Genomic DNA, 14,671 nt, shown 5'->3' with positions numbered 1-14,671 from the left:
GCTATACCTTCGATTTTCTAAAAAAGAGTAAACTTAAGAAAAACGCACTTCCCACAGCGGCCGTGATCACCCCAACAGGCAGCTCTTGATTTTGTAGTAAAGAACGTGACAGTACATCGACCCATACCATAAATGTGCCTCCTGCTAAGCTTGTTATTAATAGCCCTGCGACGGTTCCCTGCGAGATAAAAAAGCGCACAATGTGTGGCACCATTAACCCAACAAAACCAATACCACCACACATTGCCACCAGCACAGCGGTTATTAATGAGCTTAAAATTAGCATCAGTAACCTAAATCGTTTCACTTTAACACCAAGAGTTATGGCACTTTCATCACCTAATAACATGGCATTAAGTTGGCGCCTAAAGCTAATCATTACGCAGGTACACAATGTAATCACTAAAAATGGTATCCATAGAGTTGCCCACTGCGCACGTGCAAAACTACCCAAGGTCCAAAATAAAATAGCGGCAACGGCTTGCGGCTCACTCCAATAAAGTAACAAACTAGTAAATGCACTAAATAAAAATGAGAGTGCAACACCAGCTAACAACATCGATTCAACCTGCCCACCTTGTTGCCTTGTGGCTATTAATATAAGCAAGCTCATTGCTAATAAACTACCTAGTAGCGCCGCCGCAGAAAGGGCAACGCCCGCGCTAATACCCACAAATGCCATAAGGATAACTACACCAAACGAAGCACCTGACGATATACCAAATAAATAGGGATCGGCTAATGGGTTACGTGTCACTGTTTGTAAAATTAGCCCCGCAATAGCTAAACCTGCACCGGCCAAAAACGCCAATAATGTGCGCGGCACTCTTAATTCAAAAATAATACGGCTGGTCAGTGACGAATCATTAAAATGCACAAGACTGTTAAATACATCGTTTATTGACGTATCTGTTGCGCCAAAGCTCAAAGCTAAAAACAGACTTACTGTAGCAATGACAATAAACATAAATAGCGCCGCAGAATGGCGAAATCGAGAGGCCAGCATGTTATTTATAACCATAAAAATAAGTAATATGAGGTGTGCTTTTGCCAAGCTGAGATTCTTGTGGGTGGCTATTTATCTGTGCGCATACACCAAATACATCATCAAGCATGTGCTCAGTGAGTACTTCTGCGGGCGAACCGGTATGCGTTATTTCTCCGTTTTTAATGACTACGAGCTCATCGCAAAGAGCCGCGGCTAAATTAAGATCATGAAATGAAGCAAACACCGTAACACCTAGAGACTTTGCCAATTCCATCACCTGTATTTGGTACTTAACATCAAGGTGGCTAGTGGGTTCATCCATTATTAACAGTTGAGGTTGCTGAACAATAGCACGTGCAATGAGTGCGCGTTGTTTTTCTCCTCCAGAGAGCGATTCAAAATTTTGATTGGTGTGCTGCTCAAGCCCTACCGTTTTTATAGCTTGAGTGATCTGTGTTTTTTCGCTTTGCGATGTAGAGCTAAATAACGATTTATGAGGAGTGAGGCCAAGCGCCACAACATCAAATAACGACAAGTTAAAATGCGATGGTGCTTCTTGCAAAACAACAGCAACGCACTTTGCATATTCGTCACTTTTGAGCTGCCAAATATCTCGGTTATTAAACTCTACAACCCCTTCGCTTGGCTTATTAAAACGATATAAACAACGCAGTAAACTCGATTTACCTGCACCATTGGGCCCTATTAAGCCAACAAATTTACCTGCGGGTATTTGCACATTAATATGTTTGAGAATAGATTTATTTGCTATTCCCCACGAAAGGTTTTGAACGTTTAATAATGGTGCTTTAGTTTGCAATACTCTGTCCTAGACACGAGTACCCACTTGTAATGCAACTACCGAAAAGGAGTACATTAAAATTAGCATGAGTAGGCCCGCTCATTAAAAATTGATTTGTATCTGACTTAAAGCAAAGTGCTAATTACAGTTGCGGGAACAGTTGAGGAATTGCACCTCATTCCAAATGAAGCTCTATTATGGGCGGGTAAGTAAATAATTTAAAGCAAAAAAAACCGCGCTAATAACAGCGCGGTTAAAAAGGGAGTGTTTTAACTAATCGTTAAAACTTATATTCCATACCTAAACCTAAGTAATCTTGGTCTACGTTGTTGTCCATATCAAAGCTTGAGTAAAAGCCAAATACTTTAATGTTTTTGTTAAGCTTGTGATCAACACCAACCGAAATAGCTGTTTTATCATCGCTATCGTCAAAGTCCATTGCCTGATACTGAACCTTAAATGTATTTTTACCCATGCTGTATGCCGCATTTAATAAGTAACCGTCACCTTCAGCTGAACCGTCTACTTTTTCTTGAGTTTGGTACATAGCACCTAGTTTAAAGTCTTCAACTTTACCCTGGATTGATGCGCGCACTACATCATAACCGTTTACTTCGCTGTCAGCTGCAATTGAGGCATAAATTGCACTCTTTTTAAGCGCTGAATCACCGTATGTTACAGCCATTGAATAACCGTTATCTGCATCTACATCATCTTCAGCAATAAAAGTAGCAAGTACTTTAAAGCCTTCGTATGAGTTTGACGCATAAGAAATTGAATCACCTAAACGGTTTTCACCTTTGAATACGTTTTTAATATCGCCTTCAAGGTCATTAAATAAATCGAGTTTACCTTGCGCTTGTTTAAACGCCGTGTCGTTACGACCCACTACTACCTGACCAAATGAGCCTTTAACACCAACGTATTGGTTACGCGCAGAAATATTATCGTCGTCGCCTTTTGAGTCTGCATCAGTTACATCAACTTGAAACTCAAACTTATAAACTGCTTCTAAGCCATCGGTAATTTTTTCAGAACCTTTAAGACCAAAGCGAGATGCGTTACTTTTAATTTCAGTAAACGACCCTTCACCGTCATCTGTAGACTGCACAGTTACATTTGCTTTACCGTAAACATCCACGTCTGCAAGTACATTAAAAGATAAACCACTTAGCAAAGCGACACATAAGCTCGATTTTACAAATTTCATGTTATTTCCTCGATAATCACAAAAGACTAATTTTTAAAACGACTGCAGTTTGTCACCACTAAATGACAGAAATATTACAAATGAAATATTTTTGACTTTTAAAGTTAATAAAACTGCATTATTTTTGAAATCAAAAGGACACGAACACTAATCAAGCAAATATGTACCCACTTAACCTCCAACGTTTAAGCGTTAGGCTCAATAGTAGGAAGTAAATTTATTAGTGTTTCTATTAGTTCCTTTTGCTCGTTATCTCTATGGTAGGCTACAAATATATCTCTTGACGTATTTTCTACGTTTTTTACATGAAATAATTCACCATTTTCTAAATGATGCTCTACTAAAACATGAGGAATAAATGCACTGCCACCACATTGCAAAATTAAATCGAGTGCAATTCGGCCGGTGCTTGTTCTAAAGTAAGGAGGGGTTTTACCGGTAAACTGGCGTGCATGCCAAAGCGAAAATGTCGTCCCCCAGTCAACATACACGTACTGATTATCAAAAAAATTCTCGTTTGTTGCCGTGTCATACCCACTCACAGGAATAATAGGTAGCTCACAAATACGCTCAACAACTAACTCATCTACTTTTGGTGGATCGAATAAAATGGCTAAATCAAGCGTGCGCTCAAGCAATAATCGCGTACTTTCTTGTTGGGCTTTAACTTCAGCCACCAAAGATACCCCCGGCATAGCCGACACGATATTAGTAATGCCAAACTGTAAAAAAGCATCCCAGATATTAGGGGTGCCCGCTAAGCTAATTTGTTTATGCATGTTGTCGGCAAGGGCCACATCTACCTTCGCCCGCTGCATACCGGTTATGATCATTTGCGCGTGAGGTAATAACCGCTCACCAGGCGCCGTTAATTGAATATTATTGCGCTGGCGAATAAATAAATTAACGCCAAGTCCTTGCTCTAATTGGCGAATACGAAAGCTTACCGCCGACTGCGTTATATATAGGTTTTCTGCGGCTTTACCGAAATGACGCGTGCGCACTACTTCAACAAATGTTTTTAATAAATCGATATCCACTTTTTTATCCTCACGATAAAAATAACTTGTTTAAAAAACTGCCAAACTTGCATCATACTCCAAATAATTAATAAGGGTATGAGGATATAGCTATGAGCATTAACATTTCATTACTACGCCAAGCATTTGTTAGCCAACGTCAATTTTATGATGATCAAAATTTTCCACGTGGTTTTAGCCGCAGCGGAAATTTCACCTTATTAGAAGCCAGTATACTAGAACAACATGGCATTGTTTTAAAAGGTTTATATAGTAAGACGATTGAACCACAAAATGAGCACCAAGAAAATTTTGTAGCCGTAGTAACTGGCTCACAAGAACCAACTAATCCGATTGAGCGAGCATGGCTAAAATACCTAAAGCTTACAACGTGTAAAACGAAGTTTCATACCTTGTTTGGGCGCTCTAAAATATCGAGCCCTGCGCCAATAAATCATGAAAGTTATTCAGAATCTGACAGCTTATAAACACGTAACCAATTTGCTTTTTGGCGCTTTTACGGTTACAACATGTATTAAGCAGCATTTTTGCATAATATAATTTAGGTGTTCCGTGAAGCGAAAGATATTAATAGTTGAAGATACACCTGCTATAGCGCTTGTGCAAAAACACATAGCGCTAAAGGTAGGCTACGAGGTAGATGTAGCAGAAACGTTAGCACAAACAAAAGTATTGATTAGCCAAAACGATTATTTTTGTGCGGTTGTTGATTTTATTTTGCCTGACGCACCAATGGGTGAAGCGATTCCCTGCACTGTAGACGCTGAAATTCCTACCATTGTTATGACGGGAAATATAGATAAAAAAACGCGTAACATGGTAGAAAAGTACCCTATTATTGACTATATAATAAAAGAAAATAAACAGGCCTATCAATATCTTGAAAAACAGTTAAAACGTTTACCTCGCAATGAAAATGTAAAAGTATTAGTTGTTGATGACTCTATATCTACCCGCCACTATGTTGTGAGCTTATTGTTACGTCACAAATATCAAGTATCTGAAGCTGAGGATGGAAAAAAAGCACTAGAAGTTCTTGCTAACTCACCCGATATCTCAGTGATCATTACCGACAACGAAATGCCCAATATGAACGGCGATGAGTTGTGTAGCGAAATTCGCAGAATTTACAGTAACGATGAAAAGGCAATTATTGGTATTTCTGGTGCTGATTCATCTGAGCTATCAAGCTTATTCCTAAAAAATGGTGCAAACGATTACCTGCATAAACCGTTTAATAACGAAGAGTTTTATTGCAGGCTAAGCCAAAACGTTGGCATGCTTGAACAAATAGCGACAATAAAACGCCAAGCCAACACAGATTACCTAACTGACCTCCCTAATCGTCGTTATTTCTTTGAGCAAGCAAATAACTCTCTTAAAGAGCTTAGTCTCAAAAAGGTAAACGGCGCACTGGCCATGATTGATATAGATCACTTTAAATCTATTAACGACACTTATGGCCATGATGCAGGCGACCAGGTTTTAAAAGGGCTGGCTATCTGCCTTAAAAAATACTTTAAAAAATATTTAGTTGCGCGTTTAGGTGGCGAAGAATTTGCTGTTTATTTTGCAGATGAAACCCCGCAAGAAGCGCTCAAACGACTCGAAGGGTTTAGGTATTTTGTAGAAAATAACAGCCAAGAATTTAGTAAAGAGAAGATAAAACTGACCATTTCAATAGGCTTTTCTACAGGGCCTGTTTATCAAATGGATACGTTATTAAAACAGGCCGACCAAAAACTTTACAAGGCGAAAGAATCCGGCCGAAATAAGGTAGTCAGTTAAACTAAAATTTAAGCAATTTCGGCGGCTGTAATGGCCGCTTTTTTACGCTTACGTGATTGATGGTAAGAATCCCAACTAAAAATAGCCAGTGCACTCCAAATACACGCAAAGGTAATAAGCCTTTCAGTATCAAATACCTCATCGTAAAACACCACAGCAAGTATAAACATTAAACTAGGCCCAATGTATTGGAAAAAGCCAAGGGTTGTATATTGCAGGCGTTTAGCCGCCCCTGTAAAGCAAAGCAGCGGTAGTGTGGTAACAATGCCTGCGCTTATAAGTAATAAGTTGGTAAGCCAATCGTTATTAGGCAAACTTGATGTAGCAGAAGGTGTCATCATCCACCAGTAAACCAGTGCTACTGGCAATAATATTAATGCCTCGAGTAATATACCGGGTAACGCCTCAACAGGCAGCTTTTTTCGTAATAGGCCATACAGTGCAAACGATATAGCAAGTGAAAACGCCACCACAGGAAACGAGCCAAAGCTTACTAATTGAAGTATCACCCCAGAGAATGCCAACCCAACAGCGAACCCTTGAAATTTACGGAGGCGCTCACCTAAAAAAATCATGCCTAACAAAACATTTAAAAGCGGATTTATGTAATAACCTAAACTTGCATCAAGCATATGGTTATTGTTAATCGCCCATATAAATAAACCCCAGTTAAAACCAAGTAAGCCAGAGGTAATAACTAACATTAGCATCAGCTTAGGCTGTATTATAATGTGCTTAATTTTACGCCAGTACTTTAAAACACTCACCACTAAAATTAAAAATACGACTGACCACACCACACGATGCATTAAGATTTCAAATGCGGTCACATGTTGGATTAACTTGAAATAAATGGGGGCAAGACCCCACATAACAAAAGCAAGACAAGCAAAAATTGCGCCTTTACGCTGCTCGGTAACAATTGGCATAGTAAACACTTAGTGATTTAAAAGGTCGCCAGTTTACTCGCCTAACAGATTTTATCCAACTAAATACGTGCCTGTTCCAAAAGCTATTTGCACTGATTGCTCGTTATGTAATTCCATTCTGCACACGCACACTTTATTACCTGAACGAATAAGCGTGGCACTGGCGGTAAACACATCCCCTTTTCCTGGGCGCAAATAATCAGTGCGTAAATCAATAGTGCCAAGTGTTGCTAATTTTTTTTGCACACTGTTCATCTCTAAATCGGTTAGCTTGTCTATCACACTGGCCGCTGCAAGCATGCCGCCTACGTTATCAAGTACGGCTGAAATAATCCCACCATGAAGAATTTTTTGAGCTGGGTTACCTATAAAAACATCCTGCCAGGGAAATGTAATTTTAGCTTGTTCTGGGCTAAGTGATTCTACCGATATATTTAAAAATTGATTAAACGGCATGCCATTTACAAATAGCGCACCCACTTGTTCAATTAACATTTCTTTATTCATTATTATTCTCTGAAATTAATAGGTAAAACGAGTAAAACATACCTTGTGTAAAACTACGAGCGTAAAGCTAAAGACATCTTATAAAAAAAACACTAAAATACTCGCCAATGAATACATCTACGCTTCCTTCAAGCACGTTAGTGCGAAAACCCGAGACTGTCCTCAAACAAGTGTTTGGTTACAGCGAATTTCGAGATGGCCAAAAAGCCGTTATTGATGCCGCTTTAAATGGTCAGGACACACTTGTTTTGCTACCCACTGGTGGCGGGAAATCTGTGTGTTATCAAATTCCGGCATTAGTTCTTGAAGGGGTTACTATTGTTATCTCACCACTTATTTCACTTATGCAAGATCAAGTTGCGCAGCTTCAAGCTTTAGGTGTAAAAGCGGCTTATGTGAATAACAGCCTAGCACGCGAAGAACAGCAGTCAGTTTATCAGCAACTTCACCAAGGGCTTATTAAACTATTATATGTAGCCCCAGAGAAAGTATTACAACGTGACTTTTTAGAGCGATTATCGCATTTAAAAATAAGCTTATTTGCCATTGACGAAGCGCATTGTGTGTCGCATTGGGGGCATGATTTTAGGCCGCATTATTTTCGCTTAAACGAACTTAAGCAGCGTTTTGCTCACGTGCCTATGATGGCCCTGACCGCCACCGCAGATAAAGCCACACGCTTTGATATTGTTGAACAGTTAAAACTTCAGCAGCCTTACATTCACACTGGCAGTTTCGACAGACCTAATATTCGTTACACCATAGAAGAGAAATTTAAACCTATGGTGCAACTGTTGCGCTACCTAAAAGAACAAAAAAACCAAAGTGGCATTATTTATTGCACTAGTCGAAAGCGTGTTGACGACATAGCAGAAAAGCTGGCCGATGCAGGCCTTAATGCAGCCGCTTACCATGCAGGGATGAGCAATGAACAACGCCAGTTTGTGCAAACAGGGTTTGCCCGTGATGATATCCAAATAGTCGTTGCTACTGTGGCTTTTGGTATGGGTATAAACAAACCCAATGTACGCTTTGTACTGCATTACGACATACCTAAAAGCATAGAAGCGTACTATCAAGAAACAGGCAGAGCAGGACGCGACGGCTTAGCCGCAGAAGCAATCATGTACTTTGATCCTGCCGATATAGGCCGTGTAAGGCGATTTTTTGAAGACATTGACGATGAACAACGTCGAAGAGTAGAAGAGCAACGCTTTAATGCTATGGCAAGCTTTGCTGAGGCGCAAACGTGTCGTCGTCAGATACTGCTTAACTACTTTAGTGAATACCAACGAGAACAATGTGGTAACTGCGATATTTGCTTAAATCCACCTAAAAGCTTTGACGGAACGCTTGTTGCCCAGCAAGCACTTTCGTGTGTATACAGAGCTGAGCAGCGATTTGGTTTAGGGTACATTGTAGAACTATTACGCGGTGCCAACACGAGTCGTATTCGCGATAACAATCATCACCAGTTGAGCACCTATGGTATTGGTAAAGACAGAAGTAGTGAGTTTTGGCTGAGTATTTTACGCCAACTCATTCACCAAGGGTTACTAAGCCAAGATATAACGCAAGGCGCTTCGTTGCGATTAACCGAAGCCGCCCGCGCTATATTAAAAAGCGAATATGCACTGCAATTAGCTGAGCCTCGATTACAAGCAAAACACGTATACCAAGATAAGCTCGCACAATTTAATTACGATAAAAAACTATTCGCTCGCTTGCGTTCATTACGCAAAGAGCTAGCCGATGCCGACGATGTGCCACCGTATGTGGTATTTAACGATAAAACGTTAGCCGAAATGGCGCAGCTCATGCCTACTAACGACAGTGAATTTTTAAAAGTGTCGGGGGTTGGTTTTACCAAATTAAATAAATATGGCGGTGCTTTTTTAACAGCAATTCGCAACTACTTAGCCACACAATAAGCATAATATGAGCAAAATAGATTACGACCACACACACCAATGCATCATCATTACCCCGACAGAGCCACCTCACGATGAAGACTTTGAGCTGTGGAGTACATTATTCCTACATTCGGACGATATCGCTATTAGCGAGTATTCGGCGGGAGCCGATAGGCATCAGGTGCGCTTTTCTTATAGCCAACAAACATTTAATTTAAATTACGAGCATTACAGTCAAAGTATTTGGATTAACGGCGAAGGGCCTGAAGCAGAACATTTATTAGCCGCGTTGGCTTTTTATTTAAATTAACCCGATTTAGCGATGGATGAATAAACTGTTTTTATAATCGGGCAATAGTTAACACCTAAACGGCTCTTTTAAACAAATAGTTTTTAATAAACTAAATTAATTATTTTTTAACCCCTATGCTTTTTACTTACATTTAAATAACAATGATGTAAGCTAATATTACGGGTGTAGTTTACTACGCAGTAAATAAGGGGTTAAATGATCAGTAATACGTGGTTTTCACCCTGTTGTGTTGGGGTTATTGTTCTGTGTCTATTAATGTCTAATGCTTATGCAGAGCCATTTCCTACAAACACAGGTACCTGCCCGCTTGAATCATCAATACATTTGAGTGAAGAAAAATTACGTCGCCAACTCAGCGATGAAACGCTACTGGTTGCTACAAAACCAAATGCTAGAATTGCCACTATTACGCTAGAACAACTCAATGTATTTAATACTGCGTTGGAAGAAGAAAATAACGCACTGTTTAGATTTGCTAACCGCGCGCACATTCAAACTGAACCTGAAGTAATCAAAAACCTACTGCTTTTTAACTCTGGCGATCTTTACGATGCTAAAAAACTTTCTGAATCGGAGCGCTTGCTGCGAAAAGAAAACTACCTTTACGACGCACAAATTAGCGCAACAGAAAACTGTGATGGCGATATAGATGTTAAAGTAATTACCCGTGATTTATGGACGCTCTTGCCAGAAATAAACTTTAGCCGCAGCGGTGGAGAAAATAAATCGAGTATTGGTTTTAGAGAATCAAACTTGTTTGGCTGGGGAAAAAGATTGTCTTTTTCTCGCACAACCGACAGCGACCGCAGTGGTTACTTATTTGTTTACGACGATCCTAATATTTTTTCTAGCCGCTACCGTGGTCGCATAGAGTATGCCGATAACAGCGATGGTAAGCGTCATTTACTTGAGCTTACTTATCCATTTTATGCCATAGACACACCTTACAGTTACGGTATTTTAAGTTATTCAGAACAACGAGAAGAATCACTATACCGACGAGGAAAAGAGATCAGTGAGTTTGATCAAACAACTGATCTAAATCGCATTTTTATCGGCCACTCTAAAGCACTTAGTAATAGCTGGACTCAGCGAATTAGCTTAGGTTATGTAGATGAGCAGCATACATTCAGTGCCATTCAAACCACATTTGAGCCTTTAGCTAAAGATAGAAGCTACAGTTATCCCTATATTAGTGGTCATTGGTTTGAGGATAATTTTATTAAGGTGCGTAATTTTGACAGCATTTATCGCACTGAAGATTTAAACCTAGGTTGGAATGCAAAAGCACTGCTGGGTTATTCAGATGAATCGTTGAGTAACGATGATAGCCGCCTTGTTTATTCGCTTAATGTGAAAACAGCCCATTTTTCTGGCGATAATACGCTTTGGCGTTTTAGCACGGATTTAGAGGGATTTTGGAACGAAGAACAAAAGCAACTCGAAAACTTTAAAGCGACATCGCAAGTACAATATTATCTAAATACAAGTGTTGATCAATCTTGGTATGTAAAAGGCCGCGTGCAATACGCAAAAAACCTAACTGCCGACCAACAGCTTACCTTAGGTGGCGAAACAGGCCTGCGTGGTTACCCTATGGATTACCAACATGGCGACCGTAGCTTTTTAGTGAGCCTAGAAAAACGCTACTACTGGGAGTACGATTTACTACAACTATTTAAAGTAGGTGGCGCGGGCTTTATAGATATTGGTAGAGCATGGTTTAATAACCAAACAAACGACGAAAATAATCATGTACTCAAAAATGTGGGCGTTGGTTTGCGCCTAGCGCCGAGTAGAGCAAATGCAGGCACTATGATCCATCTTGATATAGCCGCTCCCATAGATAGCGCTGACGATGTCGACTCTGTGCAGTGGCTTGTCAGTGTAAAAAAATCGTTTTAAATTGCTACTTAGCGCCAAAATAACACGCTAAACTAAGGCCTTTAAGCTAGTTGAAATTCAACCTAACGTGTTGCTATATTTACTACTTTTAACTACCACATAACTGTAAAAGGCGCTATTTTGGAATTTTTAGATGTTTTAGAATTACTCACCGATCAATATAAACTCATCGTGACCGTTATTGCCTTGTTACTTTTTCCAGTGCTATTAAAACTAACTAAAAAGTTACTTGAGCAAGCCATTAAAGGTAAAGTAGATTTACATCGTAAATACCGCGCAGAGTTACTACTTAAAATTATTCTCGCCTTTGTCATGTTATGTTTAGTGTTAGTATTTTGGGGTATTGAGCTACGAGGGCTACTGGTTCTGGGCTCGTCACTCTTTGCAATGTTAGGTGTCGCGCTATTTGCAGCATGGTCATTACTGAGCAATCTGACCGCATTTTTATTAATGTTTATCCAAAACGACTGCCGCGTTGGTTTTTGGGTACGTATTATTGACGGCGCAAATCATGTTGAAGGTAGAATTGTCGAGATGGGCTTAATGAATGTTGTACTTGAACATATTGATGGGCACCGCGTAATTTACCCAAATAATTTATTTGTTACGCGCCCTGTACTCGTTTTAAACGCAGAGCCTAAACAATCAAAAGCGCCGGTAATTAAGCGGATTATAGGCCCTAAAAAATAATAAATTTTGCATAAAAAAAGCCGTTTTAGTAACTAAAACGGCTTTTTAATAGCTGCTAAAGGGTTAGTTATTTAACTCTGCAGTTTTTAGTTCTTCATCTAAATCATTAATTTCATCAATAAATGTTTCTAATTGCTGCTCAACCAAGCTATTAGCATGAGCAAAATAAGCAATATGAAAAACTGCATCACCTTCATTAACCAATGGCATAGTTTGCTGACCAATTACAATACCACTTCGAGGTGCTAGTAACTCAAGTTCAGAGTCACCAAGCGGGCTACTTATATAAGCAAGTATTTGCCCTTTTGTTACGCGCTCACCCAGCGACACTTGAGCACGTACAATGCCATCTACTTCAGCACGTACCCAGCTTGTAGAGCTTGCAATAACAGGCTCTGGTAGTTTTTTAGGGCGTTTGCCGCGCATCATTTTTAAATGGCGCATTACATAGTCAACCCCTTGCACGCCGGCGGCTATTGCAATTGGGTCAAAACGCAGTGCCTCACCCGCTTCATAAGTAATAACCGGTATGCCTAAATTAGCCGCTTCACTTCTTAGTGAACCATTGCGTAGCGAGGCATCAATCACCGCAGGTGTACCAAAGGCTTTGGCCATCTGCGCAGTAGCCTCATCCGCCAAATTTGCACGTATTTGTGGCAAGTTTGTTCGGTGAATAGCCCCTGTATGTAAATCAATAATATGCGTGCAATGCACCGCTACTTGATTGAAAAACATATACGCCATACGACCCGCTAGCGACCCTCTTTCAGAACCAGGGAAACTTCGGTTCATATCGCGACGGTCTGGTAAATAGCGCGACTTATGAATAAAGCCAAACACATTCACAATTGGCACAGCGATAAGCGTGCCACGTAGCTGGTTTGGATCTATTTTAGCCAGTAATTGACGAACAACTTCTACCCCATTTAGCTCATCGCCATGGATAGCGGCACATACCATCAGTACAGGGCCTTCCATTACGCCATTAACAACCTCTATAGGTATATTAAGGGGTGAGTGGGTGTAAAGCTTTGCAGCTTCTAAAGCTAACGTTTTACGTTCACCAACACCAATACTTTCACCTAATAAAGTGAAAGGGCGGTTAATTTTAACCTTTGCCACGAGTTGCGGTTCCTTTACTTGAGGCATTCTTTTCGATGAAATCAATCACCATACCTGCAATATCTTTACCAGTTGCTATTTCAATACCTTCGAGACCTGGTGATGAGTTAACTTCCATCACTAAAGGCCCACGAGATGAACGAAGTAAATCCACACCTGCTACGTTTAATCCCATCGCTTTAGCAGCAGCAACTGCTGTTTTACGCTCTTCAGGCGTAATACGTACTAACGTTGCGCTACCACCACGGTGAAGGTTTGAACGGAACTCACCTTCTTGCGCTTGACGCTTCATTGCTGCAATTACTTTATCACCTAATACAAAACAGCGAATATCCGCACCACCCGCTTCTTTAATGTATTCCTGAACCATAATATTAGCTTTTAAGCCCATAAATGCTTCAATTACACTCTCTGCAGCTTTACGCGTTTCAGCCAGTACAACACCAATCCCTTGTGTACCTTCGAGTAATTTAATAACAACCGGTGCACCACCAACCATTTCTAACAAATCTTTTACATCATCTGGTTTACTCGCAAAACCTGTAACAGGCATGCCTACGCCCTTGCGTGACAATAACTGCAATGAGCGCAATTTATCGCGCGAACGAGAAATAGCCACAGATTCGTTTACTGGGTATACCCCCATCATTTCAAATTGGCGTAAAACTGCACAGCCGTAAAAGGTGACTGATGCGCCAATACGCGGCACAATTGCATCAAAATCTTTTAAATTTTCACCACGATAGTGAATTTCTGGCTGTTCAGAGTTTATATTCATGTAAGAGCGAAGTGCGTCTATTACTTTCACTTCGTGCCCACGAGCCTCTGCAGCCTCGATTAAGCGACGTGTTGAATATAACTTTCTGTTACGAGATAAAATACCGATTTTCATAGTTAAAACCTTAACTAAATTTTACAGCATTGGTGCTTAATGGCTGCTTTTTGCAGCATAAGCCCAATACTTTTTATAATAAATGAGATAATGCCGTGTCAACAACGACACGATTCTCCATGGCTGTTCGACCTAGCAACATTCTAAACTTCATGGTTGCGCGGCTTGTGAGGGTGACTTCAATAGGCCAGCTATGTTCACCCGCGTGTAATGTTGTTTCTATAAAATAACGCAATTGCTTTTCACCACTAGAACTGGTTACGTATTTCATTTTTTTCACTTTAGCATTACAAGTAATCTGAGTCTCTTCGTCATCTTGTAATGGTTGAGCTATAAATTTAACCCACTTTTCGCCATCAACTTCGTATTCTTCAATGTTAATAGCATGAATACATGAAGTACGTGCTCCGGTGTCAACTTTAGCCTTGATCCGCTCAATACCAAGCTCAGGTAAACTTAACCACTCACGCCAACCTATTGTTATTTTTGTCGTCATAAATGTGCCCTTAGTAAAAAAGAGGTTTATACGCTATAGAAATAAAAAGACCAACAAAATAAATTTATCTTACCGA

At 40.1% G+C, this 14,671-nt stretch carries 15 protein-coding genes and 1 riboswitch; of the genes, 6 read left to right on the top strand and 9 right to left on the bottom strand.

Annotated elements, in window-relative coordinates; translation table 11 throughout:
- Position 1 precedes the first annotated feature (1 nt).
- From AC27I2_RS06985 to AC27I2_RS06970, 4 genes are all read right to left on the bottom strand, one after another.
- Complete coding sequence (locus tag AC27I2_RS06985) at positions 2–1,006, bottom strand: FecCD family ABC transporter permease (protein ID WP_058405894.1); 1,005 nt, start codon at positions 1,004–1,006, stop codon at positions 2–4.
- 1 nt (position 1,007) lies between these two features.
- Positions 1,008–1,808: an ABC transporter ATP-binding protein gene (locus AC27I2_RS06980; RefSeq protein ID WP_487203840.1), complete on the bottom strand. Its 801-nt coding sequence runs from the start codon at positions 1,806–1,808 to the stop codon at positions 1,008–1,010.
- A 76-nt stretch (positions 1,809–1,884) separates the two neighbouring features.
- A riboswitch (cobalamin riboswitch) is annotated at positions 1,885–2,023 on the bottom strand.
- A 47-nt stretch (positions 2,024–2,070) separates the two neighbouring features.
- The gene (locus AC27I2_RS06975) at positions 2,071–3,000 is read right to left on the bottom strand and encodes a porin (RefSeq protein WP_058405857.1); all 930 of its coding nucleotides are present in this window, start codon (positions 2,998–3,000) and stop codon (positions 2,071–2,073) included.
- 185 nt (positions 3,001–3,185) lie between these two features.
- Entirely contained in the window at positions 3,186–4,040 is an 855-nt protein-coding gene (locus AC27I2_RS06970; RefSeq protein WP_487203839.1) for a LysR family transcriptional regulator, read from the bottom strand.
- 92 nt (positions 4,041–4,132) lie between these two features.
- Between AC27I2_RS06970 and AC27I2_RS06965 the strand changes: the two genes are divergently transcribed.
- Together AC27I2_RS06965 and AC27I2_RS06960 are read left to right on the top strand one after the other, a co-directional pair.
- On the top strand, positions 4,133–4,507 hold the full coding sequence (locus tag AC27I2_RS06965) for a MaoP family protein (RefSeq protein WP_006793159.1): 375 nt from the start codon (positions 4,133–4,135) through the stop codon (positions 4,505–4,507).
- 85 nt (positions 4,508–4,592) lie between these two features.
- Positions 4,593–5,828, top strand: coding sequence for a GGDEF domain-containing response regulator (locus AC27I2_RS06960; RefSeq protein ID WP_487203838.1), 1,236 nt, complete (start codon positions 4,593–4,595; stop codon positions 5,826–5,828).
- An 8-nt stretch (positions 5,829–5,836) separates the two neighbouring features.
- Here the strand turns inward: AC27I2_RS06960 and rarD are convergent, their stop codons facing one another.
- Positions 5,837–6,757, bottom strand: coding sequence for an EamA family transporter RarD (gene rarD, locus AC27I2_RS06955; RefSeq protein WP_487203837.1), 921 nt, complete (start codon positions 6,755–6,757; stop codon positions 5,837–5,839).
- Positions 6,758–6,808: 51 nt separating this feature from the next.
- Positions 6,809–7,264, bottom strand: coding sequence for a thioesterase family protein (locus tag AC27I2_RS06950; protein WP_201020880.1), 456 nt, complete (start codon positions 7,262–7,264; stop codon positions 6,809–6,811).
- A 107-nt stretch (positions 7,265–7,371) separates the two neighbouring features.
- Here AC27I2_RS06950 and recQ point away from each other — a divergent pair, with 107 nt between their 5' ends.
- The 4 genes from recQ (at position 7,372) to AC27I2_RS06930 (ending at position 12,085) form a co-directional block, all read left to right on the top strand.
- Positions 7,372–9,195 (top strand): DNA helicase RecQ, encoded by a 1,824-nt coding sequence (gene recQ, locus AC27I2_RS06945; RefSeq protein ID WP_058405853.1) that lies wholly within the window; start codon positions 7,372–7,374, stop codon positions 9,193–9,195.
- A 7-nt stretch (positions 9,196–9,202) separates the two neighbouring features.
- Entirely contained in the window at positions 9,203–9,487 is a 285-nt protein-coding gene (locus AC27I2_RS06940) for a DUF3630 family protein (RefSeq protein WP_008128966.1), read from the top strand.
- A gap of 198 nt (positions 9,488–9,685) precedes the next feature.
- Positions 9,686–11,395 carry a BamA/TamA family outer membrane protein gene (locus AC27I2_RS06935; protein ID WP_487203836.1) on the top strand — a complete coding sequence of 570 codons (1,710 nt, stop codon included), beginning with the start codon at positions 9,686–9,688 and terminating at the stop codon, positions 11,393–11,395.
- Between the two features lie 120 nt (positions 11,396–11,515).
- Positions 11,516–12,085 carry a mechanosensitive ion channel domain-containing protein gene (locus AC27I2_RS06930; protein ID WP_487203835.1) on the top strand — a complete coding sequence of 190 codons (570 nt, stop codon included), beginning with the start codon at positions 11,516–11,518 and terminating at the stop codon, positions 12,083–12,085.
- A 63-nt stretch (positions 12,086–12,148) separates the two neighbouring features.
- On the opposite strand, the gene AC27I2_RS06925 is transcribed toward AC27I2_RS06930, so the two are convergent.
- From AC27I2_RS06925 to AC27I2_RS06915, 3 genes are all read right to left on the bottom strand, one after another.
- Entirely contained in the window at positions 12,149–13,207 is a 1,059-nt protein-coding gene (locus AC27I2_RS06925) for a succinylglutamate desuccinylase/aspartoacylase family protein (RefSeq protein WP_058405849.1), read from the bottom strand.
- The gene (gene rimK, locus AC27I2_RS06920) at positions 13,194–14,099 is read right to left on the bottom strand and encodes a 30S ribosomal protein S6--L-glutamate ligase (RefSeq protein WP_058405848.1); all 906 of its coding nucleotides are present in this window, start codon (positions 14,097–14,099) and stop codon (positions 13,194–13,196) included. Before rimK ends, AC27I2_RS06925 begins: the two co-directional genes overlap by 14 nt.
- A 73-nt stretch (positions 14,100–14,172) precedes the next feature.
- On the bottom strand, positions 14,173–14,595 hold the full coding sequence (locus tag AC27I2_RS06915; protein ID WP_058552430.1) for an ATP-dependent zinc protease family protein: 423 nt from the start codon (positions 14,593–14,595) through the stop codon (positions 14,173–14,175).
- Positions 14,596–14,671 lie beyond the last annotated feature (76 nt).

The organism is Pseudoalteromonas sp. NH0006-46 (assembly GCF_057547735.1).
This window is presented reverse-complemented; position numbering and strand designations above follow the sequence as displayed.